20 protein-coding genes and 2 pseudogenes are annotated in these 25,646 nt (G+C 70.3%); 11 read left to right on the top strand and 11 right to left on the bottom strand.

Annotated elements, in window-relative coordinates; translation table 11 throughout:
• The first annotated feature begins 273 nt into the window (after positions 1-273).
• From EDD92_RS38540 to EDD92_RS38530, 3 genes are all read left to right on the top strand, one after another.
• Positions 274-3,189, top strand: coding sequence for a glycoside hydrolase family 48 protein (locus tag EDD92_RS38540; protein ID WP_123968570.1), 2,916 nt, complete (start codon positions 274-276; stop codon positions 3,187-3,189).
• A 302-nt stretch (positions 3,190-3,491) separates the two neighbouring features.
• Positions 3,492-6,158, top strand: coding sequence for a cellulose binding domain-containing protein (locus EDD92_RS38535; RefSeq protein ID WP_123968569.1), 2,667 nt, complete (start codon positions 3,492-3,494; stop codon positions 6,156-6,158).
• Between the two features lie 117 nt (positions 6,159-6,275).
• Positions 6,276-6,545: a hypothetical protein gene (locus EDD92_RS38530; RefSeq protein WP_123968568.1), complete on the top strand. Its 270-nt coding sequence runs from the start codon at positions 6,276-6,278 to the stop codon at positions 6,543-6,545.
• 58 nt (positions 6,546-6,603) lie between these two features.
• On the opposite strand, the pseudogene EDD92_RS38525 reads toward EDD92_RS38530, so the two are convergent.
• Together EDD92_RS38525 and EDD92_RS38520 are read right to left on the bottom strand one after the other, a co-directional pair.
• Positions 6,604-8,299: pseudogene (locus EDD92_RS38525) on the bottom strand (rhamnogalacturonan lyase); the annotation flags it as partial.
• Positions 8,300-8,395: 96 nt separating this feature from the next.
• On the bottom strand, positions 8,396-9,346 hold the full coding sequence (locus EDD92_RS38520) for a YafY family protein (protein WP_123968567.1): 951 nt from the start codon (positions 9,344-9,346) through the stop codon (positions 8,396-8,398).
• Positions 9,347-9,386: 40 nt separating this feature from the next.
• On the opposite strand from EDD92_RS38520, the gene EDD92_RS38515 reads away from it, so the two are divergent.
• On the top strand, positions 9,387-9,875 hold the full coding sequence (locus EDD92_RS38515) for a hypothetical protein (protein ID WP_123968566.1): 489 nt from the start codon (positions 9,387-9,389) through the stop codon (positions 9,873-9,875).
• Positions 9,872-10,375 carry a hypothetical protein gene (locus EDD92_RS38510; RefSeq protein ID WP_123968565.1) on the top strand — a complete coding sequence of 168 codons (504 nt, stop codon included), beginning with the start codon at positions 9,872-9,874 and terminating at the stop codon, positions 10,373-10,375. Before EDD92_RS38515 ends, EDD92_RS38510 begins: the two co-directional genes overlap by 4 nt.
• On the opposite strand, the gene EDD92_RS38505 is transcribed toward EDD92_RS38510, so the two are convergent.
• The 3 genes from EDD92_RS38505 to EDD92_RS38495 all read right to left on the bottom strand — a co-directional run bounded on the left by EDD92_RS38505 (position 10,353) and on the right by EDD92_RS38495 (position 12,627).
• Complete coding sequence (locus tag EDD92_RS38505; RefSeq protein WP_123968564.1) at positions 10,353-11,102, bottom strand: class I SAM-dependent methyltransferase; 750 nt, start codon at positions 11,100-11,102, stop codon at positions 10,353-10,355. The two genes, EDD92_RS38510 and EDD92_RS38505, sit on opposite strands and share 23 nt — an antisense overlap.
• A gap of 5 nt (positions 11,103-11,107) precedes the next feature.
• Complete coding sequence (locus EDD92_RS38500) at positions 11,108-11,413, bottom strand: 4a-hydroxytetrahydrobiopterin dehydratase (RefSeq protein WP_123968563.1); 306 nt, start codon at positions 11,411-11,413, stop codon at positions 11,108-11,110.
• A gap of 134 nt (positions 11,414-11,547) precedes the next feature.
• The gene (locus EDD92_RS38495; protein WP_123968562.1) at positions 11,548-12,627 is read right to left on the bottom strand and encodes an ADP-ribosylglycohydrolase family protein; all 1,080 of its coding nucleotides are present in this window, start codon (positions 12,625-12,627) and stop codon (positions 11,548-11,550) included.
• 30 nt (positions 12,628-12,657) lie between these two features.
• Here EDD92_RS38495 and EDD92_RS38490 point away from each other — a divergent pair, with 30 nt between their 5' ends.
• The 6 genes and pseudogenes from EDD92_RS38490 (at position 12,658) to narI (ending at position 17,398) form a co-directional block, all read left to right on the top strand.
• A complete protein-coding gene (locus EDD92_RS38490; RefSeq protein WP_123968561.1) occupies positions 12,658-13,494 on the top strand; it encodes a helix-turn-helix domain-containing protein in 837 nt (278 codons plus the stop codon).
• Positions 13,495-13,609: 115 nt separating this feature from the next.
• Positions 13,610-14,473: a helix-turn-helix transcriptional regulator gene (locus EDD92_RS38485; RefSeq protein ID WP_123968560.1), complete on the top strand. Its 864-nt coding sequence runs from the start codon at positions 13,610-13,612 to the stop codon at positions 14,471-14,473.
• 41 nt (positions 14,474-14,514) lie between these two features.
• Entirely contained in the window at positions 14,515-15,327 is an 813-nt protein-coding gene (locus tag EDD92_RS38480; protein WP_123968559.1) for an SAM-dependent methyltransferase, read from the top strand.
• A gap of 296 nt (positions 15,328-15,623) precedes the next feature.
• Positions 15,624-16,019, top strand: a pseudogene (locus EDD92_RS38475) (molybdopterin-dependent oxidoreductase); the annotation flags it as partial.
• Positions 16,020-16,184: 165 nt separating this feature from the next.
• Positions 16,185-16,679 (top strand): nitrate reductase molybdenum cofactor assembly chaperone, encoded by a 495-nt coding sequence (gene narJ, locus EDD92_RS38470; protein WP_123968558.1) that lies wholly within the window; start codon positions 16,185-16,187, stop codon positions 16,677-16,679.
• Positions 16,676-17,398 (top strand): respiratory nitrate reductase subunit gamma, encoded by a 723-nt coding sequence (gene narI, locus EDD92_RS38465; RefSeq protein ID WP_123968557.1) that lies wholly within the window; start codon positions 16,676-16,678, stop codon positions 17,396-17,398. The genes narJ and narI overlap by 4 nt, the downstream gene beginning before the upstream one ends.
• Before the next feature lie 3 nt (positions 17,399-17,401).
• On the opposite strand, the gene dnaK is transcribed toward narI, so the two are convergent.
• From dnaK to EDD92_RS38435, 6 genes are all read right to left on the bottom strand, one after another.
• On the bottom strand, positions 17,402-19,267 hold the full coding sequence (gene dnaK, locus EDD92_RS38460; RefSeq protein WP_123968556.1) for a molecular chaperone DnaK: 1,866 nt from the start codon (positions 19,265-19,267) through the stop codon (positions 17,402-17,404).
• Between the two features lie 172 nt (positions 19,268-19,439).
• On the bottom strand, positions 19,440-19,868 hold the full coding sequence (locus tag EDD92_RS38455) for an OsmC family protein (RefSeq protein WP_030936774.1): 429 nt from the start codon (positions 19,866-19,868) through the stop codon (positions 19,440-19,442).
• Positions 19,869-19,926: 58 nt separating this feature from the next.
• The gene (locus tag EDD92_RS38450) at positions 19,927-21,726 is read right to left on the bottom strand and encodes a DUF2201 family putative metallopeptidase (RefSeq protein WP_123968555.1); all 1,800 of its coding nucleotides are present in this window, start codon (positions 21,724-21,726) and stop codon (positions 19,927-19,929) included.
• Positions 21,723-22,784: an ATP-binding protein gene (locus tag EDD92_RS38445; protein ID WP_123968554.1), complete on the bottom strand. Its 1,062-nt coding sequence runs from the start codon at positions 22,782-22,784 to the stop codon at positions 21,723-21,725. The genes EDD92_RS38450 and EDD92_RS38445 overlap by 4 nt, the downstream gene beginning before the upstream one ends.
• A gap of 116 nt (positions 22,785-22,900) precedes the next feature.
• Positions 22,901-24,907 carry an alkaline phosphatase family protein gene (locus EDD92_RS38440; RefSeq protein WP_260327368.1) on the bottom strand — a complete coding sequence of 669 codons (2,007 nt, stop codon included), beginning with the start codon at positions 24,905-24,907 and terminating at the stop codon, positions 22,901-22,903.
• Positions 24,908-25,181: 274 nt separating this feature from the next.
• On the bottom strand, positions 25,182-25,583 hold the full coding sequence (locus EDD92_RS38435; RefSeq protein ID WP_123968552.1) for a hypothetical protein: 402 nt from the start codon (positions 25,581-25,583) through the stop codon (positions 25,182-25,184).
• Between the last annotated feature and the right edge of the window lie 63 nt (positions 25,584-25,646).

Here is a 25,646-nt window from a genome sequence, read left to right as displayed (position 1 = left end):
CCTTGCAGTTCGGGCGCGCCGTGACGGACGCGTCGACTGATGGAATCGCTCCCACTGGTGTCCATGAAGCTAGCGCCAAGTGACGGCAAAGGACAGGGGAGTCACAGACTTTCCTGACTTTCCCTCAGCTAAAACGCATCGAATCTTTTCGACTCTTCAAGCACCTTGACCGCCCTCACCCTCGTCCCCACTATGGGAGCGCTCCCACTGGTTCAAGGCTTGTTGCTCCTCCCCTCCCCCACTCTTTTCCGAGCCGCAAGGAGGAACCAGCACATGCAGCCCAGAAGGAGACGCAGAACCACACGGCGGTTGTGGACCGCCATGGTGGCCGCCCTCGCTCTTCCGCTCACCATGCTCGGTACCGGTACAACTCCCGCTCATGCTGCGGCACTTCAGTGCAGCGTCGACTACAAGACGAACGACTGGGGCTCCGGCTTCACCGCGGACCTGACCCTCACCAACCGCGGCACGGACGCCATCGACGGCTGGACCCTGACGTACGCCTACTCGGGCAACCAGAAGCTGAGCAACGGGTGGAACGGCACCTGGTCCCAGTCGGGCCAGTCGGTCACCGTGAAGGACGCCGGGTACAACGCGAAGATCGCCGCAGGCGCCGCGGTCTCCACCGGCGCGCAGTTCACCTACAGCGGCACCAACACCGCCCCCACGAGCTTCGCGATCAACGGCACCACCTGCGCCGGCGCGCACCAGCCGCCGGTCACCGTGCTGACCAGTCCCACCGCGGGCGCGCTCTACACGCAGGGCGACGCGGTGCCGCTCGCGGCGACCGCGGCAGCGGCCGACAACGCGACGATCAGCAAGGTCGAGTTCTACGACGACACGACCCTGCTGGGCACGGACACCAGCGCGCCCTACACGCTCTCGGCCTCTGGACTGTCCGTGGGCAGTCATTCACTGGTGGCGAAGGCCTACGACAGCCTGGGCGCGTCCGCGGAGTCGACGCCTGTCGGCATCACGGTCGCCTCGGGTCCCGCCGTGGTGGCCTCGCCGACCCAACTGGGCGTCCAGCAGGGCAAGACGGGCACGTACGACGTGAAGCTGTCGACGCAGCCGAGCGCCAATGTGACCGTGACGACGGCCCGTGCGAGCGGCGCCTCTGGCCTGTCGGTCACCGGCGGCGCGACGCTCACCTTCACGCCCTCCAACTGGAGCACCGCGCAGAAGGTGACCATCACCGCCGACGCCTCCGGCACCGGTTCGGCGTCGTTCGAGTCGACGGCGACGGGCCACACCAAGGCCACGGTCACGGTGACGGAGCTGGCGGCCTCGAAGGCGTACGACGCCCGCTTCCTGGACCTCTACGGGAAGATCACCAATCCGGCGAACGGCTACTTCTCACCCGAGGGCATCCCCTACCACTCGGTCGAGACGCTGATCGTCGAGGCTCCGGACCAGGGACACGAGACCACCTCGGAGGCCTACAGCTATCTGCTCTGGCTGCAGGCGATGTACGGCAAGGTCACCGGTGACTGGTCCAAGTTCAACGGCGCCTGGGCTCTCATGGAGAAGTACATGATCCCCACCCACGCCGACCAGCCGACCGGCTCCTTCTACAACGCCTCGAAGCCGGCGACGTACGCACCCGAGCTGGACACCCCGAACGAGTACCCGGCGAAGCTCGACACGTCGGTCTCGGTCGGCTCCGATCCGATCGCGGGCGAGCTGAAGAGCGCGTACGGCACGGACGACGTGTACGGCATGCACTGGCTGCAGGACGTCGACAACGTCTACGGGTACGGCAACGAGCCGGGCAAGTGCGAGGCAGGCCCGACGGCCACCGGCCCGTCGTACATCAACACCTTCCAGCGCGGCGCGCAGGAGTCGGTGTGGGAGACGGTGCCGCAGCCGACCTGCGACGCCTTCAAGTACGGCGGCACGAACGGGTACCTGGACCTGTTCACGGGTGACTCGTCGTACGCCAAGCAGTGGAAGTACACCGACGCCCCGGACGCCGACGCGCGTGCGGTGCAGGCCGCGTACTGGGCCGATGTCTGGGCCAAGGGACAGGGCAAGGGCAGCGATGTGTCGGCCACCGTCGGCAAGGCGGCGAAGATGGGCGACTATCTGCGCTACGCCATGTACGACAAGTACTTCAAGAAGATCGGCAACTGCGTCGGGCCGTCCACCTGCGCGGCCGGCACCGGCAAGGACGCCTCGTCCTATCTGCTGTCCTGGTACTACGCATGGGGCGGCGCGACCGACACCAGCGCGGGCTGGGCCTGGCGGATCGGATCCAGTCATGTGCACGGCGGCTACCAGAACCCGCTCGCCGCGTACGCACTGAGCTCCTACGCGGACCTGAAGCCCAAGTCCTCGACGGGGGCCTCCGACTGGGGTACCTCGCTCACCCGGCAGCTGGAGTTCTACCGCTGGCTGCAGTCCGACGAGGGCGCCATCGCGGGCGGCGCGACCAACAGCTGGGCGGGCCGGTACGCGACGCCGCCGTCCGGTACGTCGACCTTCTACGGCATGTACTACGACCAGCAGCCCGTCTACCACGACCCGCCGTCCAACCAGTGGTTCGGCTTCCAGGCGTGGTCGATGGAGCGGGTCGCCGAGTACTACCAGCAGACGGGGAACGCGCAGGCCAAGGCGGTCCTCGACAAGTGGGTCAAGTGGGCGCTGTCCAAGACCACGATCAACCCGGACGGCACCTACCGGATTCCGGCGACGCTTCAGTGGTCGGGGCAGCCCGACACCTGGAACGCGTCAAGTCCCGGCTCCAACAGCGGACTTCACGTCACCGTCGCCGACTACACCAATGATGTCGGTGTGGCGGCCGCGTACGCCAAGGTCCTGACGTACTACGCCGCCAAGTCCGGGGACGTCACCGCGAAGTCGACGGCGAAGGCGCTGCTGGACGGCATGTGGAGCAACTACCAGGACGGCCTGGGCATCGCCGTGCCGGAGACCCGTACCGACTACAGCCGGTTCGCCGACAGCGTGTACGTGCCCAGCGGCTGGAGCGGCAAGATGCCGAACGGCGACGCGATCAACTCGTCGTCGACGTTCTCCTCGCTGCGGTCGTTCTACAAGAACGACCCTGCCTGGTCGAAGATCCAGGCGTATCTGGCGGGTGGGGCGGCGCCGTCGTTCACGTATCACCGGTTCTGGGCCCAGGCGGACATCGCCCTGGCCATGGGTTCGTACGCGGAGCTTCTCGAATAGTCCCCGCGAAGCGCTCCGCGGGTTGGGCCGTGTTTGGGCTGCGGGTCGGTTGTGGCTGGTCGCGCCCGCGCGGCGGAGCCGCACATCGATGCAGTCCCGCGCCCCTGAAGGGGGCGCTACCCACCGCCCGGTTCCGTGGAACCGCTTGAAGGCTCTGCGTACGTGGCCCCGGCACCTGACGTCGGGGCCATCGCCGGGCGGCCCCCACCCGCACTGGGGGTCGCCCGGCGCTCGCGTGACATTCAGAAAGCGCTTGCCCCTCCCCTCCCCTCCTGGAACCCCACATCCCGGAAAGGACCCCCGTGCGAAGAACCCGCATCCTCACGGCTGTCCTCGCGCTCGCCGCCGGTCTGCTGGCGGGCACGCCGCCTGCACTTGCGGCCGACGGTGGCGCGAAGGTGGAGCTCGCCGCAGATACCTACACCTGGAAGAACGCCCGGATCGACGGCGGCGGTTTCGTTCCCGGCATCGTCTTCAACCGCAGCGAGAAGAACCTGGCCTTCGCACGCACCGACATCGGCGGGGCCTACCGCTGGCAGGAGTCGACCAAGACCTGGACGCCGCTGCTGGACTCGGTCGGCTGGGACGAGTGGGGGCACACCGGGGTGGTCAGCCTGGCCTCCGACTCCGTCGATCCGAACAAGGTGTACGCGGCCGTAGGGACGTACACCAACAGCTGGGACCCGACGAACGGCGCCGTGCTGCGGTCCTCCGACCGCGGTGCCAGCTGGCAGAAGGCGGATCTCCCGTTCAAGCTCGGCGGCAACATGCCCGGCCGGGGCATGGGCGAGCGGCTCGCGATCGACCCGAACAAGGACAGCGTGCTGTATCTGGGGGCGCCCAGCGGCAAGGGGTTGTGGCGGTCGACGGACTCCGGCGCGACCTGGTCGCAGGTGGGCAATTTCCCCAACGTCGGCAACTACGTGCAGGATCCGAGCGACACCAGCGGGTACGCCTCCGACAACCAGGGAATCGTCTGGGTCACCTTCGACGAGTCGACCGGTACCTCCGGCACGGCGACGAGGACCATCTACGTCGGTGTCGCCGACAAGGACAACGCGGTGTACCGCTCGACGGACGCGGGCGCCACCTGGACCCGGCTGGCCGGGCAGCCGACGGGATATCTGGCGCACAAGGGCGTGCTCGATGCGAAGAACGGCTGTCTGTATCTCGCCTACAGCGACAAGGGCGGCCCCTACGACGGCGGCAAGGGCCGGCTGTGGCGGTACGCGACCGCGAGCGGCACCTGGACCGACATCAGCCCGGTCGCCGAGGCCGACACGTACTACGGCTTCAGCGGACTGACTGTCGACCGGCAGCATCCCGGCACGGTCATGACGACCGCCTACAGCTCCTGGTGGCCGGACACCCAGATCTTCCGCTCCACCGACAGCGGCGGCACCTGGACGAAGGCGTGGGACTACACGTCGTACCCCACCCGTTCGAACCGCTACACGATGGACGTCTCGTCGTCCCCCTGGCTGACCTTCAACGCGAACCCCTCACCCCCCGAACAGGCCCCGAAACTGGGCTGGATGACGGAGTCGCTGGAGATCGACCCGTTCAACTCGGACCGCATGATGTACGGGACGGGGGCGACGCTCTACGGCACCGAGGACCTCACCAAGTGGGACAGCGGGGGCCGGTTCACCGTGAAGCCCATGGTGCAGGGGCTTGAGGAGACGGCGGTCAACGACCTCGCCTCTCCCCCGTCGGGCGGCGCCCAGCTGTTCAGCGCCCTCGGTGACATCGGCGGCTTCCGGCACACGGACCTGACCAAGGTCCCCTCCATGATGTTCACCTCGCCGGCCTTCACCACGACGACCAGCCTCGACTTCGCGGAGGCCAACCCGAACACGGTCGTGCGGGTCGGCAACCTCGACTCCGGTCCGCACATCGCGTTCTCGACGGACAACGGGGCCAACTGGTTTGCCGGGACGGACCCTTCGGGCGTCTCGGGCGGCGGAACGGCGGCAGCGGCCTCGGACGGCAGCCGGTTCGTCTGGAGCCCGGCCGGCACCGGCGTGCAGTACACGACCGGCTTCGGCTCGTCCTGGGCGGCGTCGAGCGGCATCCCCTCCGGCGCGACCGTCGAGTCCGACCGGGTCGACCCGAAGACCTTCTACGGCTTCAAGTCCGGGAAGTTCTACGTGAGTTCGGACGGTGGCACAACCTTCAGCGCGTCCTCGGCCACCGGCCTCCCCAGCGGCGACAGCGTGCGTTTCAAGGCGCTGCCCGGCGTGAAGGGTGACATCTGGCTCGCGGGTGGCGCCTCCGACGGAGCGTACGGACTGTGGCACTCCACGGACGGCGGGGCGAGCTTCACCAAGCTGTCCGGCGTCGAGCAGGCCGACACCATCGGCTTCGGCAAGGCGGCGACGGGGGCCTCGTACCAGACCCTCTACACCAGCGCGAAGATCGGCGGCGTCCGCGGCATCTTCCGCTCGACCGACAAGGGCGCGACCTGGACCCGCATCAACGACGACGCCCACCAGTGGGGCTGGACCGGCGGGGCGATCACCGGTGACCCGCGTGTCTACGGACGGGTGTACGTCTCGACGAACGGCCGGGGTGTCATGTACGGCGACACCTCCGACACGAGCGGAGGCGGCGACAACGGCGGTGGCGGCACGGACCCGACGCCGACCGGTGACTGCACGGTGACGTACAAGATCACCAACCAGTGGGCGGGCGGCTTCCAGGCCGACGTCCAGCTCACCAATACGGGTGCGAGTGCCTGGAGCGGCTGGTCACTCGGCTGGACCTTCGCGGACGGCCAGAAGATCACCCAGCTGTGGAACGCCGACCACACCCAGTCGGGCGCGGCGGTGACGGCGAAGAACGTGAGCTGGAACGGCACGGTGGCGGCCAATTCGTCCGTGGGCTTCGGGTTCACGGGCAGCTGGTCGGGCGCGAACACGAAACCGACCTCGTTCAAGTTGGGCGACCAGACCTGCACGGTCGCCTGACTGGGCCGAACGGTCGCCCGGAGTGATCCTCGAGTTGCGGAGCGCAGAGGGCCACCTGAATCTGATTGAACCTGATCAAGGAAGGTCCGGTCCCACATGCTCGTCGAAAGGACAGTGATGTCGCAGCGCACACGCAAATCGACCCGCTCCCGCGTCGCGGCGGTCCTCGCCGCTCCCGTAATCGCCCTGACCCTCATGGCGCCGAGCGCCTCCGCGGCTCCGGCGCCAGCCAAGTGCGAAGGAACAATCCACATCTCCCTCCTGGGCCACCAGACATGCGTCTCGTCCAAGGGCGACAACGGCGACCACCATGACGGGCTCTCGGGCCTTCTGGGCGTCGTGACCGGCCTCCTGGGCGGCCTGTTGGGTGGCGTCCTGGGTGGCTGAAGCCGGCCCGGTGAGATGAGGCGGTCGCCCGCGATCGGTGTGGGCGACCGCCTCCGCGTCACGGGGTGCGGACCGTCGGTCTCGGCGGGGTCGCCATCCCGTCGCCGATGAAGAAGCTCGGGTGCGGCGGCTGGTTGTACGCGGTGTTCTGCCACGCAAGAGCTGTGCGGTACTGCATGTCGTGCAGCAGGGTCGTGATCCTCGTACTCGTTTCGTACGGCGTGGAGTAGATGCGCAGGGCCGTGTTGTCGGTCGTCGGCCAGACGGCCTCCTCACGCCAGTCGCCGAGGATGTCGCCCGACAGGGACGGCGTCGCCTTGGTGCTGTTGTTGGAGTGGACGCCGGAGCCGGTCAGCAGGCGGGTGTCGGACGAGGTGCCGTACTTGTCGATGTGGGTGTCGTCGAGGAGCTCTCGGACCGTGTCTCCGTCCCACCAGGACAGGAAGTTGATACTTGAGGGCTTGCGGCTCGCGACCACGGTGCCGTTCGGGTTCCGTACGCCGTCCGCGTGGGAGGACCACGATTCGGCGCCCGCGCTTCCGGCCCAGATGTCCCCCGAGGCGCCCCGGCCGTTGTCGCCGTCGGCGGGCGTGGACCAGATGATCTGACCCGTCTTGGCGTCCGCCATCCAGGACGCGGGCTTGGAGCCGTCCTCGTCGACCTTGAACTCCTCCAGGCCCGGGCGGGACGGGTCCAGGTCACCCACATGCATCGCGTCACCGTGGCCGTTCCGGGTGGTCCACAGGCCGCTGCCGTCGTCGTCGACGGCCATCGAGCCGTGCACGATCTCGTCCTTGCCGTCGCCGTCGACGTCGGCCACCGACAGCTGGTGGTTGCCCTGACCGTCGTACCCCTTGCCGGAGTTGGTCGAGGAGTTGGTGTCGAAGGTCCAGCGGCGGGTGAAGGCGCCGCCCCGCCAGTCCCAGGCGGCGATCACCGTGCGGGTGCAGTAGCCGCGGGCCATGACGAGCGACGGGCGGGAGCCGTCCAGGAACGCCGTGCCCGCGAGGAAGCGGTCCACCCGGTTGCCGTACGAGTCGCCCCACGAGGACACGGTGCCGCGGGCCGGGACGTAGTCGACGGTCTGCATCGCCTTGCCCGTCTGGCCGTTGAACATGGTCAGGTATTCGGGCCCGGAGAGCACGTACCCGCTGGAGTTGCGGTAGCCGGCGGAGGAGCTGCCGATGACGGTGCCCGTCCCGTCGACCGTGCCGTCCGCCGTCTTCGTCGCGACCTCGGCCTTGCCGTCGCCGTCGTAGTCGTACACCTGGAACTGCGTGTAGTGCGCGCCGGAGCGGATGTTGCGGCCCAGGTCGATGCGCCACAGACGGGTGCCGTCGAGCTTGATGCCGTCGATGAACGTGTCACCCGTGTAGCCGGACTGGGAGTTGTCTGGCGTTGGTGGGCTGCCATTTGAGGACGAAGTCGAGTTGACCGTCGCCGTCCAGGTCGCCGACGGAGGCGTCGTTCGCCGTGTAGGTGTACGTGACCCCGTCGGGGGTGGTGCCGCCTGCCGGTGGGGTGATCGGCACGTCCTTGTAGCCCGTGCGGAACTGGATCGCGTGCACCGAGTCGGCCTGCTCGGCGCCGTTCACGATCGCGCGGACCGTGTAGTCGGCCTGGGCGGGGGCGCCGGCGTGGAAGAAGTTCGTGGAGCCGGTGATCGGGGCCGCGTTGACCTTCGTGCCGGCGCGGTAGACGTTGAAGGAGACGTCGTTCGGGTCGGTGCCCAGCCAGCGCCAGCTGACCAGGTTGGTGTCACCGCCGCGAGGAGGACACGGCGTCTGCGGTGCCTGTGCGGGTGCTGCACGTGACGAACCTCCAGATGAGGACGGACGGGTTCTGTCCCCTCAGTCGCCGCCGCTTTCCGCCAAGTTGCCGTATTTTTCCGCCAGTTGGGCCACCGTACGGGCGATGCGCTCACGTAGTTCGGGCGGCTGAAGCACCTCGATGTCCGTGCCCAGACGCAGGAACTCGCCGTGGGCGTGCTCGACGGACTCGATGGGGACCGTGGCCAGGGTCCAGCCGTCGGCGTCCGTGCGGCTGTCGACCGCCCTCGGCAGCCGCACGCCCGGCGCCAGCCGGACCAGTGCCTCGCCGCGGTACAGCCGGTCGTGGAAGTCGCGCTGGTACGCCGCCCAGTAGGCGGCCAGGTCGAAGTCGTCCGGGCGGGCGAACTCCTCGTCGGAGGTGGCGAGTCGGAGGATCCGGTCGACGCGGAAGGTGCGGGGGCCGGGGCCCGCGACGACGTACCAGCGGCCGGCCTTCAGCACCAGCCCGTACGGCTCCAGGCGGCGCTCCACGTCGGTGGGGTCGGCCCAGCGGCGGTACAGGACGTTCAGGACGCGGCTGTTCCACACCGCGTCGGCCACCGCCGGCAGATACGGCGCCTCCTCGGCGTCCGCGTACCAGCCGGGGGCGTCGAGGTGGAAGCGGCCGCTGATCCGGTCGGCGTGCGCGCGCAGCTCCGGCGGCAGGGCGGCGCGGACCTTGAGCTGGGCGGCGGCGAGCACCGAGCCGAGGCCCAGCTCCGCGGCCGGGCCGGGCGCGCCGGCGAGGAAGAGGGCCTCGGCCTCGTCGGCGGTGAGGCCGGTCAGACGGGTGCGGTAGCCGTCGAGCAGCCGGTAGCCGCCGGCGTGGCCCGCGTCGCCGTACAGCGGGACGCCCGCCGCGCCCAGCGCCTCGACGTCCCGGTAGACCGTGCGGACCGAGACCTCCAGCTCCTCGGCGAGCTGGGCGGCGGTCATCCGGCCCCGGGTCTGGAGCAGGAGAAGGATCGAGACGAGTCGGCCGGCCTTCACTGACACAGGATGTCAGTGAAGTCGGCCTAACGTCCTGTCCATGGCCTTCACGGAGAAATTCCTGACCGTGCCGCCGCCCGTCGAGGTGGCTGGACGGCTGATCAAGCGCTACCACGTCACGGCCGACCCGACGGGCATCGCAGCCGACGTGGAGAAGGCGGCGTACGCGATCCTGCCGGAGCTGCTGCCGGAGCCGGACGGCACTGCGCCGGCGACGTTCGTCGTCGTTCACCGGGGAAACGACGACGGCGCGTACATCAACGCCTACAGCTGGGTGTGGGACAACGTCCTGCACTACGCGAACGCGGCGGCGGGCCAGCCGGTGCTCGGCTGCCCGGACAGCGACCCCACCCACTTCATCAGGCCCGAACTCCCCTGGATCGGCTGCGTCTTCGAGCTGCCGCCGATCCAGCACGAACGGGACGCCTGGGTACGGCACATGCTCGCACCCGAAGTGCCAGACCTGGACGCCTACTTGACCGACTCCCTGCCCGCAGGAACCACAGGAACCACAGGAGACCGCTCATGAGCAGCCCGCACGACTTCGACTTCTTCCACGGCGAGTGGCAGGTCGCGAACCGCCGCCGCACCGACTTCCTCGACCCGGACAGCGACTGGGTGGAGTTTCCGGGCACCAACTGGTGCCGCCCGCTGTTCGACGGTGCCGCGAACATCGACGAGATCGACATGCCGTACCTCGGCGCGAAGGGGCTGACCCTGCGCCTGTTCGACGTGGAGCGCGAGGAGTGGTCGCTGAACTGGTCCTCCAACCGCAGCGGCAAGCTCTTCCCGCCCGTGATCGGGCGTTTCGAAGGCGATCGCGGCGAGTTCTACGGCGACGACACACTCCCCCACTCTCGGCTTCGCTCGAGCGGGGGCACCCCCATCGGCAAGGACGTGCGGGTGCGGTTCGTGTGGGCGGACGTGTCGCCTGTCTCCGCCCGCTGGGAGCAGGCGTTCTCCGTCGACGAGGGCCGGACGTGGGTGACCAACTGGACCATGGACTTCAGTCGGCCGCCGGCTTCCTGAAGGCCCGGAGGCTGAAGTCCGGGTCGGCGCGCGGTCGTTCCTGGTCGGGCAGCGCCTGGAGGCGTGCGACGAACCGTTCGGTGAGCGGGTCGCCGGGCGGCAGCTGGGTGAACCAGCCGCGCCGCAGATCGGCGGCCGTGCGGCGGGGGCTGCGGCCCTGACCGAGGCCCGGGAATCGGGCCTGCCCCGCCGGGTGCAGGCGGTGCGCGGCGGCGTACGACTCCACGAGCGGGGCGGCGTCCGGGGCCGGGCGCCGCGGGCGCGGGGCGAGGACCGCGTCGATGTCGCTGCCGACGTCGTGGGCGGCGGCCTTGTCGACGGTGGTGACGTACACGCCGCCGGGCTTCAGGACGCGGGCGCACTCGGCGACGACGGCGCGCACGTCCTCGGGTTCGTCGAGGAGGTGCAGCAGCCAGACGCTGGTGACGGCGTCGAACGTCCTGTCGCGGAACGGCAGTCGGCGGCTGTCGGCCAGCAGGACGGAGCCGGGCAGGCGTCCGGCGGCCACGCGGGCCATGCCGTATGTCAGGTCGGCGCCCGTCACCCGGGTGGCGGGCCGCGCGGCCGCGAGGCGCCGGGTGACGATCCCGGTGCCGCAGCCCACGTCGAGGAGCCGGCCGGCGGCTGCCGGGATCAGGCCGAGTACGGCGTCGGCGGCGGCCGCGGCCCTCGGCTCACCGCCGCGGGTGGCGTCGTACGCGTCGGCTTCCTTGTCGTAGTCGAGCACGCGGGTCAGTGTGCCCCGTGTGCCGGTGCGAGTTCCTCGACCCTTTGCGCGAGGCCGAAGTCGAGCTCGGTGACCTTGCCGCCCGCGCTGTGCGTGTTCACCGACAGGGAGACGGTGTTGTAGCCGAGGGTGAGGTCGGAGTGGTGGTCGAGCTCGTCCTGGACCTGGGCGATGTGGATGACCATCGCGGTGGCCGCGAAGTGCGTGCCGAGCCGGTAGGAGCGGGTGAGCCGGTCGTCCTCGACCGACCAGCCCGGCAGCTCGGCCAGTCGGTCCTCGATCTCCTTCAGCGACAGGGGTTCGACGGGCATGGGCTCGCTCCTTTCTCGGCACCGGGTGCTTCTTCAGCGTGCCACAGCCACTGACTGCGGTCCTGGTCAGAAGGGTCCCCCGGGGGCAGGCCGGGGACACCTCCGGGCGGAGAGGAACGGCTGCCCCGGGCGCCTCAGAGCCACTGGTGCAGGAACTCCGCCGCCAGGTCGTCCGCGATCGCGGCGATCCTGGCCCTGCCCTCGACCTGCTCGACCCACTCGTGCGGCAGGCGGACGTCTCCGTGCACCGCACCGACGAGGTTGCCGCAGATGGACCCGGTGGAGTCGCTGTCGCCGGAGTGGTTGACGGAGAGCAGCAGGGCGGCCCTGACGTCGGGCTCGGCGAGGGCGCAGTAGACGCCGATGGCGAGGGCCTGCTCGGCGACCCAGCCGGCGCCGAGGTTCTCGACGTTTCCGGCCGTCGGCGGTCCCTGCGCGGCCAGGTCGAGGGCCTTTTCCAGGGCGGCCGTCGTCTCCTCGTGGCCGGGATGACGTGCCAGCAGTCGGAGCGTGCGCACTACCGCGCCCTCCAACGAGTCCCCCTTGACGACATACGCCACGGTCGCGGCCAGCGCGCCGGCCGCGTAGTACCCGGTCGGGTGGCCGTGGGTGATCTGGGCGCCGCGGGCGGCCATGTCGAAGGCCCCCTCAGCGGAGTTGATCAGGCCGAAGGGGGCCGAGCGCATCACGGTGCCGCAGCCCTTGGAGTCGGGGTTGACCTGGCCGGGCTTGCCGTCGAGCGCGAGCCACGGGTCGGGGGTGTAGGCCTGGGCGACCCCGGAGAGGCAGGCGTTGCCGGGCGCACGGCGGGCGTACAGCCAGGGCTCGTCGATCAGACCGCCCGTGGGGGCGCCCTGCTCCGGGCCCGGCCTGGACTGGGTCTTCAGCCAGCGCTCGTACGCCTCGCGCAGCATCTGTGCCCAGGCGCCGCTGATCCCCCTGATCCGCTCCCGGGCGTGCGCGTGGATCAGGGCCTCGACGGTGAACAGCGTCATCTGCGTGTCGTCGCTGATCAGGCCCATCGCGCCCTGCGCACCGGGCACGAACCCGGTCACCCCGCGTTCGCCATGGACCGTGCGGATGCGGTCCAGGGACAGGAACTCGATCGGATAGCCCAGCGCGTCCCCGACCGCCCCGCCCAGCAGACACCCCCGCACTCTGGCCCGGTACACCGCCGCCGCCTCCAAGGTCGGGTTCTTCTGCGGCCAGCTCATGATCTGCGCTCCTCGACTACGGTCGTACGTATGACCATTGTCGCGACGGGAACCAGCGCCTCGGCCACCGCCCCCACCGACAAGGGCGTCGGCCCCCTCCTACGGTCCTGGCGGGAGCGCCGCCGGATCAGTCAGCTGGAGCTGGCGCTGCGGGCCGACTCCTCGGCGCGGCACATCAGCTTCATCGAGACGGGCCGTTCGCGGCCGAGCGAGGAGATGGTGCTCAGGCTCGCCGAGCATCTCGACGTCCCGGTGCGGGAGCGCAACTCCCTGTTGCTGGCGGCCGGTTACGCCCCGCACTACCCGGAGACCCCGCTCGACTCGCCCGCGCTGGACGCCCTGCGCCAGGGCATGGAACGCCTCATCCAGTGCTACGAGCCCTACCCGGCGCTCGTGGTCGACTCGGTGTACGACGTGGTCGCGGCCAACCGGGGCATGATGATGTTCCTGGACGGCGTCGCGGAGTCGCTGCTCGAACCCCCGCTGAACGCCATGCGGTTGACGCTGCACCCCGAGGGTCTCGCGCCGCGGATCCGTAACCTCCCGGAGTGGCGCGGGCATCTGCTCGCCCAGATGGAACGGGAGATCGCCCTGCACCGCTCCGCGCCGCTGCGGGCGCTGTACGAGGAGGTGGCGGCCTACCCGGTGCCCGATCCGGAGCACAGCCACGACCACGAACCTGCGGAACCCGTCCCCTACTTCGCGCTCCCGATGCAGATCGAGCACGAGGGCCGGACGCTGTCCTTCGTCTCCTCCATCTCCACCTTCAACACCCCCATGGACGTGACGGTCGCCGAGCTGGCCATCGAGACGCTCCTTCCGGCCGACCCGGCGACGGTCAAGTACCTCCAGTCGCTGATGCCCTGACGGGTGTCCTCCGGACGGCCCGCGTGGCGAGCGCCTCACCACCGAACCGTCGAGACTGTCACCGGAACATGGCACACTGCTGCGCGGTTACTTCGGCGCGTAGGGGAGGCGTGGCGTGAGTGAGCGGCGTCCCGCGCCCACCGTGGGCCAAGTGGTGCTCGGAAGGCGCCTGCAGGAGCTGCGGGAGGCGGCCCGGCTCAAGCGCGAGGAGGCCGCACGCGTCCTGCGGGTGGCCCCCGCGACCGTACGGCGGATGGAGATGGCCGAGGTCGCCCTGAAGATCCCGTACGTCCAGGTGCTGCTGGAGACGTACGGCGTGCCGGACGACGAGGCGGCCGCGTTCGTCGCCCTGGCCGAGGAGGCCAACCGGCCGGGGTGGTGGCAGCGGTTCCACGACGTGCTGCCGGACTGGTTCAGCCTGTATGTGAGCCTCGAGGGCGCCGCCGGCATCATCCGCTCCTACGAGCCGCACTTCGTTCCCGGGCTGCTGCAGACCGAGGCCTACGCACGTGCGGTGATGGAGGCGGGCACGGTCGGGCAGACCGGTCCGGAGACCATCGACCGGCATGTGTCGCTGCGGATGGCCCGGCAGCGGCTGTTGGAGCGCCCGGACCCGCCGCACCTGTGGGTGATCATGGATGAAACGGTTTTGCGGCGCCCGGTGAGCCTCCGCGGCGAGGTGATGCGCGAGCAGCTGGACAAGCTGCTGGAGTTCGCCGAGCGGGACCGGGTCACGCTGCAGATCGCGGAGTTCAAGGACGGCCCGCACCCGGGGACATACGCACCCTTCACCCTGTTCCGCTTCGGCGAGCCCGAGCTGCCGGACATGGTCTTCACCGAGTATCTGACCGGCGCCCTGTACCTCGACTCGCGCAAGGAGGTCTCCGCGCATCTGGAGGTCCTCGACCACATGACGGCGCGCGCCGCGTCGGCCCAGCGCACCAAGAAGATCCTGCGGGAGCACCGCGAGGACTGCTGAGTCACGCACCGCACCTGTCCGACTGGAGGAGAAGACGCCGCATGACCGGATCCGACGCCGCACCACAGATCGACACCAGTCGGCCGCACCCTGCCCGTGTGTACGACTGGTGGCTGGGCGGCAAGGACAACTACCCGGTGGACGAGGAGCTGGCCCGGAAGATCCTCGCCCTGGACAGCAGCGCGGTGCGTGGGGCGCGGGCCAACCGGAGGTTCATGCGCCGGGCCGTCCGCGCCGTCGCCGAGGCCGGGATCCGCCAGTTCCTGGACATCGGCACGGGCATCCCCACCGAACCCAATCTGCACCAGGTGGCGCAGGACGTGGCGCCGGAGTCCAGGGTCGTGTACGCCGACAACGACCCGATCGTGCTGCGGCACGCCCAGGCGTTGTTGCGCGGCTCCGAGGAGGGCCGCACCGACTATGTGCACGCGGACGTGCGGGACATCGACACCTTGCTGCAGCAGGCCGCCGAGTCGCTGGACTTCTCACGGCCGGTCGCGCTGTCGCTGGTCGCGCTCACCCACTACCTGGGCGGGGAGGCCGACGGCGACGACGTCCACGGCCTGCTGCAGAAGTACGTCGCGGCACTCGCCCCGGGCAGCTACCTGATCCTGTCGCAGGTCACCCCCGACCTGAACCCGGAGGCCATCGCGAAGGCCGCCGCTGCCTTCCAGGCCGGTGGCACCCCCTTCTATCCGCGCTCGATCACCGAGTTCCAGCGGTTCTTCGAGGGGCTGGAGCTGCTGGGGCCGGGCGTGATCCCGGTGACCGGGTGGCGGCCGGAGGCGGAGGACGTGGCGGCACAGGCGGAGGGCGTCGTGCCTGTGTACGCGGGGGTGGCCGTCAAGAGGTGACGTCGAGTGGTGTGTGACATAGCACTGCCCGGTGGTATGTCACATAGCACTGTCCCGTGGTACGCGACATAGCACGGCCCGTGCTGCATGACATAGCACTGTCCCGTGGTACGCGACATAGCACGGCCCGTGCTGCATGACATAGCACCACCGGTGGTATGTGACATGGCACAGCCGGTGGTATGTCACATACCACCGGCCGCCTCCCCCCAGCACCCGTACGGGTGCCATGAACAGGTGCGTTCCCCCGCCCGCCCCTAGCGTCGAAGCACAGGGCGAGCAAGGGAGCGACGCACGTGGCCGACACGCGAATACCGCCCGCCGAGCCGGGAGCGGCCCTGCTCCGCGCAGGACGGTGCTTCCGCCCCGGAGCCACCGCCCCCGACCGGCTCAGCATCGCGCTCACCGGCGGACGCCAGGCCGACGCCTTCCATCAGACGGACTACCCGTCGGTGGACCCCGACCGGCCCGAGTACGAACCCCGGGGCTGCCCGCGCGGCGCCGCCTTCAAGGGCGGCCTGGTGCAGGCGAGTTGGGACGACGCCGTGGAGATCGTCGCCGCCGCGCACGTCCACACCATCAGGACGTACGGCCCCGACCGCATCGCCGGCTCCTCCCCCATCCCCGCGATGTCGATCGTGTCGCACGCGACGGGCGCCCGCTTCCACTCGCTCATCGGCGCCCCGGTGCTGCAGGGGGCTGCAGGGCTGCAGCCTCGACTACCAGGGCGCCGGTGCGGGCGGCGACGGGCCGTTCGGCCGGGACCCGGGACGCAGGCGGCTGCCGGTGTCGGTGTCGGTGGAGAACTTCCACGCCCTGCGCGGACGCCGGACCACGGATGAGACCAAGGAGACCTGATGCCCTCGGACGCCGTGCTGTACCAGGCGGCAGCGCTCTGCCTGACCTATCCCGACGACGACTTCCGCGCCCGGCTGCCGCTGCTGCGCGAAGCGGCCCCGCAGCTGCGGGAGTTCACCGACCACGCGGCCGTCACGCCGCCCTGTGAACTGGCCGCCCACTACGTCCAGGTCTTCGACTTCAAGAACCGGCACAGCCTCTATCTGAGCTGGTGGCGGGACGGGGACACCCGGCGGCGCGGCATGTCGCTGGTCCGCTTCAAGGACGTCTACCGCGCCGCCGGCCTGGAGTTCACCGGCGAGGAGCTGCCCGACTTCCTGCCCGCCGTTCTGGAGTTCGCGGCCCGTACCGGGAACACGGACATCCTCACGGAGCACCACGAGGCCCTGGGGCAGCTCCGGGCCGGGCTCACCGCCTTCGGTACCCCGTACGCGTCCGTCCTGGATGCCGTATGCGCCACACTGCCGATCCCCCACCCGGAGGTTCGCTCATGACCACGCTCCTGTGGGGCGTCCTGCCGTACGTCGCCTTCGCCCTGCTCGTCGCCGGCCTGATCTGGCGCTACCGCTACGACAAGTACGGCTGGACCACGCGTTCGTCGCAGGTGCACGACTCGAAGCTGCTGAACATCGCCTCCCCGGCCTTCCACTACGGCATCCTCTTCGTACTCGCCGGCCACCTCGTGGGCCTGTTCGTCCCGAAGTCGTGGACCGACCCGATCGGCGTCGGCGAGCACACGTACCACGTGTTCTCGCTCTACGGCGGGACAGCGGCCGGCGCGCTAGCCGTCGCCGGGGCCCTGCTGCTCGTCCACCGCCGACGCACGCACGCCCCGATCTTCCGGGCGACGACCGTGAACGACAAACTCATGTACGTCGTCCTGCTCGCCGCCATCGCGATGGGCATGGCCGCCAAGCTCACCCACAGCACCGGCGACGGATACAACTACCACGCCTCCATTGCCCTTTGGGCCCGCAGCCTGTTCACGCTCCAGCCGAAGACCTACCTGATGGAGGGCGTGCCGGTGCTGTACCGGGTCCACGCGACGATCGGCATGGCTCTGATCGCCCTGGTTCCGTACACCCGCCTGGTCCACATGTTCAGCGCGCCGGTGCAGTACCTGTTCCGGCCGTATGTGGTGTACCGGAGCCGCGACCCCAGGCAGCTGGGGTCGCGGCCGGAGCGGCGTGGCTGGGAGAGGACGGGCGTCTGACGGTTATGCCGCGCCGCCCTTCGTGTCGCGGTCCTCGTCGACGATCTCGGCGTCGACCACGCCCTCCTCGTCCTGCGGTGCGGCGCCCTGCTCGGTGCCGCTGCCGGAGCCGCCCTGGTCGGCCTGGGCGTACATGGCCTGCCCCATCTTCTGGCTGACGGTGGCGAGCTTCTCGACGCCGGTGCGCAGCTCGTTGGTGTCCGCGTTCCGTTCCAGCAGGCCCTTGAGCTCCGTGGCGGCCGTCTCCACCTCCGACCTGGTGTCGGCGGGGATCCGGTCCTCGTTGTCCCGGATGAACTTCTCCGTCTGGTAGACGAGTTGTTCGGCCTGGTTGCGGGTCTCGGCGGCCTCCCGGCGCTTGCGGTCCTCCTCGGCGTACTGCTCGGCCTCCCGCATCATCCGGTCGATGTCGTCCTTGGGGAGCGCCGAGCCGCCGGTCACCGTCATCTTCTGTTCGCGGCCGGTGGCGAGGTCCTTGGCCGACACATGCATGATGCCGTTGGCGTCGATGTCGAAGGCGACCTCGATCTGCGGGACGCCGCGCGGGGCCGGGGGCAGACCCGTGAGGTCGAAGACGCCGAGCTTCTTGTTGTAGGCGGCGATCTCGCGCTCGCCCTGGTAGACCTGGATGCCCACCGAGGGCTGGTTGTCGGTGGCCGTCGTGAAGATCTCCGAACGCCGGGTCGGGATGGTCGTGTTGCGCTCGATCAGCTTGGTCATGATGCCGCCCTTGGTCTCGATGCCGAGGGACAGCGGGGTGACGTCGAGGAGCAGCACGTCCTTGACGTCGCCGCGGATGACGCCCGCCTGGAGGGCCGCGCCGACGGCCACGACCTCGTCGGGGTTGACGCCCTTGTGCGGGTCCTTGCCGGTGAGTTCCTTGACGAGGTCGGTGACCGCGGGCATCCGGGTCGAGCCGCCGACGAGGATGACGTGGTCGACGGCGGACAGTTTGATGCCGGCGTCCTTGACCGCCTGGTGGAAGGGGGCCTTGCAGCGGTCGAGCAGGTCGGCGGTGAGCTCCTGGAACTGGGCGCGGGTCATCTTCTCGTCGAGGTGCAGCGGCCCCTCGGCGGAGGCGGTGATGTAGGGGAGGTTGATCGTCGTCTCGGACGAGCTGGACAGTTCGATCTTGGCCTTCTCGGCGCCCTCGCGCAGTCGCTGCACGGCCATCTTGTCGTTGCCGAGGTCGATGCCGTACTGCCCCTTGAACTTCTTGACGAGGTGCTCGACGATCCGCTGGTCCCAGTCGTCGCCGCCGAGGTGGGTGTCGCCGTTGGTCGCCTTGACCTCGATGACGCCGTCGCCGATCTCCAGCAGCGACACGTCGAAGGTGCCGCCGCCGAGGTCGAAGACCAGCACGGTCTGCTCCTCGCCGCGGTCGAGGCCGTAGGCGAGGGCTGCGGCCGTCGGCTCGTTGATGATCCGCAGGACCTTGAGGCCCGCGATCTCCCCGGCTTCCTTGGTCGCCTGCCGCTGGGAGTCGTCGAAGTACGCCGGTACGGTGATCACCGCGTCCGTCACATCCTCGCCGAGGTAGGACTCCGCGTCCCGCTTCAGCTTCTGCAGCACCCGCGCGGACAGTTCCTGCGCCCGGTAGCGGGTGCCGTCCACGGAGCCCTGCTCGGGAAAACGCCAGCTCGTGTCGCCCATGTGCCGCTTCACGGAGCGGGCGGTCCGCTCCACGTTGGTCACGGCCTGCCGTTTGGCGACCTCCCCGACGAGCACCTCGCCGTTCTTGGCGAAGGCCACGACCGAGGGTGTGGTCCTGGCCCCCTCCGCATTCGCGACGACGGTGGGTTCGCCGCCCTCCAGCACGGCCACCACCGAGTTCGTGGTCCCCAGATCGATCCCGACCGCACGTGCCATCTCCGTCCCCTTCCGCCAGGGCACTCCTCACACACCAGCACAAAACTTGAGTGTGCTGTTGTCAATGCCGCGTACTCCGGGTACCCGGAAACGACGTACCCGGAAACGACGGTGCCGCGCCCCCTGTCTCGGGGAGCGCGGCACCGGACGACGTCAAGGACGCACGGGGGCGTCAGGCAAGCTTCGCCGACAGGGTGATCGTCGTGCCGGTGAGGGCCTGGCTGACCGGGCAGTTCTTCTTGGCGTCCTCGGCGGCGGCGACGAAGGCGTCGTTGTCGATGCCGGGGACCGTGCCCTCGACGGTCAGGTGGATGCCCGTGATGCCCTCGCCCGGCTGGAAGTTCACGTCGGCCGAGGTGATGAGCTTGGTGGGCGGGGTGCCGGCGCCGGCCAGGGCGTGCGACAGCGCCATGGAGAAGCAGCTGGAGTGGGCGGCGGCGATCAGCTCCTCGGGGCTGGTCCTGCCGTTCGCGTCCTGGGAGCGCGAGGCCCAGGTGACCGGCTGCTCGGCGATGGCACCGGAGGAGTCGAAGGAGACGACACCGTTGCCCTCGAGCAGGTTGCCTTCCCAGACGGTGTGTGCGGAGCGCGTGGTTGCCACGATGAATCCCTTCGAATTCTGCCTGTTCCTGTAGGACACCATCCGATCACATTCCGGCTCACTGCACCCGGAACACCGGGCCACGCGCGGAGAACGGCAGGCGCGCCCCCTGAGGGATCAGATACGCGTGGTCGCGCCGCACCCGCAGCACGTCGCACCAGCCGTCCGTAATGACGAGGACGGGCGCGCCGGGCGGGAAGTCGTCCGCGCGGTGCAGGAGGTCGATCCCGGGCTGCAGGACCGTACCGCCGCGGCCGTGGACCCGTACCCGGTCGGCGATCTCGGTGACCGGCACGTAGCCGGCGTCGTGCGGGGCCGCGTCGCAGAAGACGACGCGAGCGGCCGGCACCTCGCGGGCCTCGGCGTAGGAGGCGATGGCTCCGAGGGCCTTGCCGAGCAGGGTGCGGTCCATGGAGCCGGAGGTGTCGAGGACCACTCCGAAGGTGCAGCGGGCTGTCTCCTCAGGCGGGAAGTAGCGGCCCGCACGGGGGATGTCGGGGATGGAGGACTGACGGCGGGAGGGGCGGGCGTACGACCGCACGGGCTGTGGGCTGGGTACGAACTCGTCGAACCAGCGGGCGAGTCGGGCGTCCCAGGGCAGGGGCGGGTGGCTGAGCGCGCGGATCTCCTCGACCAGGCCGCCGGGGAGGAAGCCGCGCTCCTGCTGCTGGTGCAGGTCCAGGCCCTGGCTCAGGCCACGGCGGTAGAACTCGTCGAGGTCGACGTAGTCGCGCGGGCTGCCGAGCGGACCGCCGAGGATGTCGCCGACGCCCTTGCCGCGCAGCGTGGCCAGGCGCCGCATCCGGCGCAGGTCGCCGGCGATGCGGTCGTAGACCTCCTCGGCGGACAGGTCCTTCAGCTCCGGGTCGTACAGCAGCCCTTCGGGCATCGTGCCGACCTGCATCTCGCAGAGCCAGCCGTTGATGACGTAGTCGCAGGCGATGTTGAACAGGTACGGGTCGCGGGTGCCGCAGCGGTCGCCGTGGCGCAGGGCGGCGTGCAGCATCTCGTGGGCGAGGATGAACCGCCATTCCTCGTCGTCGAACCGGCGCAGCGGGTTGATGTAGATCTCGGCTGCCTCCGGGTTCACCGCGGCCACGGAGATGCCGTGCGCGCGGGCGAGTTCGGCGTCGGCGACGAGGGTGATGCCGGCCGCGATGCCGCCGAGCAGCGGGTAGGAGGAGATGAACCAGCTCAGGGCCTTCTCCCAGGGGCGTGGCGGGACCACTTCCCCGTCGAGGGAGTCGCGGCGGCCGCCCGCCATGTCCATCGCCGCCGACACGGTCCGGGTCAGGGCGGTGGCGAAGGCCAGCTGGTGGTCCGGGGGTTGGGACCAGCCCACCCACGGCAGGAGCTGCTGGTCGGGCTCGTGGCCCGCGGTGCCGCAGTGCTCGTACGCGGGCGGGAGACCGTCCCGCCGCCAGCGCGCGGCGAGCTGCTCCTCGTCGCCGTCGGGGTAGGAGGCGGGGAGCGCCTCGGGGGTCTCGCCGATGGTGAAGTTCAGCAGGAATCGGTTGACGACGACGCAGCGTGCGGCGAGGTCGAACCGGTCGGGCCGGGTGCGCTCGCCCTTGGCCGCCGGGACGTGTCCGAAGCCCAGGTGCAGGACGGCGTGCGCGAGCGCCCAGGCCCAGGCGGCCGGTTCGGCGAGCCGGCTGGGGTGGACGTGCAGGTCGGCGTCGGAGTCGACGACCACGAGCCCGTCGCGGGGCGCGAACCTGCACTCCTCCTGGCGGCAGACGTCGAAGTTCACGGCCGCGAGCGCCGGGTTGGCCTTCACCAGCCGCAGCCCCTCGGCGAACGCCTCGGCCGCCGGGTCCCGCTTCTTCTGTCCCTTGCCCCGGGTACGGCTGCTCATCGCCGCGCTTCCACCAGCCGCGGCATGTCACGCGCCGCCTCGATGAGGAACCAGGAGGGCAGGACGGGGTTGCCGTCGGCGTCGGAGGCGATGACGGTCTGCGCGACCTCGACGGAGATCTCGGCGAGCTGCACGAGCAGCGACTTGGCGCGGTACGCGGTCTGCCGGCCGTTCGCCGACATGTGCTCCTTGCTGGCCGGCAGCTCCTTGATCAGGCGGCCGCGGAAGGAGTCGGCGAGGTAGTAGAGCAGGTCGCGGTCCTCCGGCCGGCCCGGCCAGCGGGCGTCGCCCTTGATGACGGCCTCGATGCCGAACTGGCTGCGCACGATCTTGACGTAGCCGCAGAACGCCGTCGCGTGCCTCGGCGTGAGCGTGCCGTGTGCGAGGACCTTCAGCGTCTCCTCGTCGAGGCCCTGACCGAAGGAGTGCAGCGCGTCGGAGAGCATGTGCCAGGAGCGGGGTGTGGAGAAGGGCTCCTCGGTCTTCGGCGGCTTGGACCACAGGTGGTCGGGCCGGTCGGTGAGGTGGTCGAGGATCCAGGGGTGGATGCCGTTGTCCGCGGCCCAGGTCAGCCAGTCCTTGGCGGACGCCTCCAGATGGACGTGGGTGAGGCGGTTGACGAGGGCGGAGGCGATGGGGCGGGCGAGCGCGTTGTCCGTGGCGCGGTTGCCGGCACCGATGACGATCGAGCCCTTCGGCAGCTCGTAGTTGCCGATCCGGCGGTCGAGGATCAGGGAGTAGAACGCCTTCTGCACATCGGGCGTGGCCGCGTTCAGCTCGTCCAGGAACAGGCAGTACGGCTCGTCACGGGCGATCGCCTCCGGCGGGCAGAACACGGACCGCCCCTCACGGATCTGCGGGACGCCGATCAGGTCCTCCGGGGCGAGCTGGGTGCCGAGCAGGCTCACGCACTCCAGACCCAGCGACTCGGCGAACGCCCTCACCAGGGAGGACTTTCCGATGCCGGGGGCGCCCCAGATGAAGACCGGCCGGACGGTGGCCAGGCCCAGCAGCAGCTCGGGGATGCGGGCGGGAGTGACGGATACGGCAGCCTGCAAGAGCGGGCTCCTCTCTTTGCGCCTGAACCGGCGCCGCTCTCGCGGACGTGGTTGCTCGCCATCGAGGTTCTCAATTCATGGTTACGGCCGTCACATGGTTTTCGTCGGCGCCCGCGCTAGGCGGCCCGCTCCTGCTCGCCCTCGTCGGTGACCGGTACCTGAGGACCGTCCGTCTCGCGCAGCCACCGCCGCAGCACCCGGTGCACCTCCTCGGCGCCGACCAGTTCCCGCCCTGCCTGCACCGGCTCGGAGAAGACGACCGGCGACAGCAGGAAAGGTCTTGCCTGCGCGCCGCCGAGGCCCCCGTGCGAGCCGATCTGTTCCTCGAAGGCGAGGACCTCGCCGTCGGCCGGGTCGTGGAAGGAGTTGACCATGATGTCGGCGGTGTGCGGGAAGGAGTGGGTGCGGCGCACGGCGTCGGCGGCGCCGGGCCCGAAGACCTCCAACGGGCCTGGTTTGTCCTCGAGTTGGTCGAGCGGGATCTCGGCGCCGTACGCGCCCATCACGACCCCGCCGTGCTCCTCGCTGCGGACGAGCAGGAAGCCGACGCCGGGATGGTTGGCGAGGGTGGTCAGCAGCGCGGGATGGCGGGCGTCGATCTCCTCCTTGCTCATCCGGTGCGGGACGTCCGGGAAGGAGACCAGGCCGAGGTTGCCGGAGGCCAGCACGAGCGGCTCCGAGCGGCGGGAGGGACGATGCTGCTCCTCGCCCTCCTCGACGGGCCGGCGCAGCGCCGCGCGCACGGCCGCGCGGGCCTCGGCCCCGCTGTGCGTGCGCTGCGCCCTGCGCGGCACGGGCAGCCCGCAGCCGGCCCGCACCAGATCGCCGAGGCCCAGGCCGTAGCGGGCGCGGAAGGTCTCGCCGGGGCTCTGGCCGTGGTCGGACAGGACGACGATCCGGTACGGCCGCGGGGCGTGCTCGGCGACGTTCGCGATCAGAGCGAGTGCGCGGTCGAGGCGTTCGAGGACCTTCTCCGCGTCGCGGCTCGTCGGCCCGGAGTGGTGCGCCACTTCGTCGTACGCCACGAGGTCGGCGTAGACGGCGGTGCGTCCGGCGAGCATGTCGCCCATCACCGCGGCGACGACGACGTCCCGTTCGACGACGGTCGCGAAGGCGCGGACGAAGGGGTAGAGGCCGCCGCGTGCGACGCGCGGGCGCTGCTGTCTGATCCGGGCCCGGGTGGACTCGGCTGTCTCGCGGCCGACTTCGGCGACGAAGGACAGGGCGGTGCGCACGGCGTTGGCCGGGTCGGAGAAGTACGCGAAGTAGCCGGCCCGGGACCGGTTCTCCCGGCCGCGGCGACGGGTGGCGATGGACAGCACCAGGGCCTGCTCGTCGGCGCCGCCGCTGAAGAGGTTGCCGCGGCTCGCGCCGTCGGCGGTGAGGAGGCCGCCGTCGCCGGTGTGCTCGACGGCCCGGCGCTGGAGTTCGGCGGCGCTGGTCGGCCGGTTGCAGACCATGACCTCGCGGGTGTCCTTCTCGTACCAGCGGAACGCCGGGACGTCGTGGTTGCTGCCGTGCAGGATGCCGAGCTGGCTGGCGCCGGTCTGGCTGGACCAGTCGGTGCGCCAGGGGGTGAGCCGGTGGGTCGACCCCAGCCACTGGGCGACGGTGGGCATCACGCCCTTATCGACCGCGGCCAGCAGTACGTCGTGGCCGACGCCGTCGAGTTGCAGGAAGACGGTGCCCGGGGCGGACGGGCCGGGCGGCAGACGTCTGCGGCGGCGGTCGGCGAGGCGGTAGAGGCGCCGCCGGTACGCGTCGTCGTCGCGCACGGCCAGGGCGGCGCCGGTCGCGGAGGCCACGGCGGACATCACGGCGGCCACCACCACGGCCGTCTCCGGAGCCGCCTCGGCGCTGCTGGACGGGTTGAGCCGCAGCGCCACCAGCAGCAGGGACCCGTTCAGGACGAACACGAGCAGTCCCAGCACCAGCGCCGGCACGAGCAGCAACAGCCGTACGAGCAGCGGCCAGACCAGGGCGGACAGCACACCGAAGGCCCCGGCGCCGAACGCGGCGGTGACGGCGATGTGGGTGGCGCTCTCGCCGTCGGCGGACTGGAGGCGAAAGTCCGGCAGGATCCCCGCGAGCACGAGCATGGTGACGGTGGAGACCGCCCACACCGCGACGCTCCGCCCCGTCTGACTGGCGACCCGCCGCCAACGCCCGCCACGCACGCCCAGCCCACCTCACGTCCTGGCCCGTCGTCGGTGCGGGCCTGTACTTCAGACTGTCACAGTGGTCCGACAACGGGTTCCGGCAACGGGCGGTCCGGCGATCAGGTGCGGTTCGGCAGCGCCCCAAAGGGGCGCGGGGCTGCATCGATATGCGGCTCCGCCGCGGGGCGCGACCAGCCACACGATGCCGCAGACGAAAGCCGCACAACCCGCGGAGCGCTCAGCGCCCGTCGTATCCGGCCGTCGGCATCGACAGCCGCCGGTGCACCCGGGCCTTCATCTGGGCGTCGTAGCAGGGCTCCTCGAACCCGACCGTCTCCACCCGCACCCCGCGCCGTGCGCACTCCGCGGTGAACTCCTCGACGGACGACAGCGCGCTCTCCAGCACCCGGCGGCTGGGCGCCACGAACAGGTCGATCCCCGGCCGGACGCCGTCCCACAGCACACAGTGGTCGGCCCGCACTCCCCGCACCAGGAGTTCCCGGCTGACGATGTAGCCCCGCTCGGCGGCCCAGCGGGCGCACATCGCGTGCTGGCTGCGGGAGTCCACCAGGAAGGGATCGGCGTCCAGCTCCTGCAGCGGCGTCAGACTCGCGATCGCCGTGACCCTCACCGGTCCCATGGCGTCCCCCTCACCTCCGGGTTTCGGCGCCGACCCTACTCCTGCCCGTAGGCTTCGGGGAGT

Origin of the sequence: Streptomyces sp. TLI_185 (assembly GCF_003814765.1) — a bacterium.
Classification (GTDB): domain Bacteria; phylum Actinomycetota; class Actinomycetes; order Streptomycetales; family Streptomycetaceae; genus Streptomyces.
Note: the sequence above shows the minus strand (reverse complement) of the source record. Positions and strands in the feature narration are given on the sequence as shown.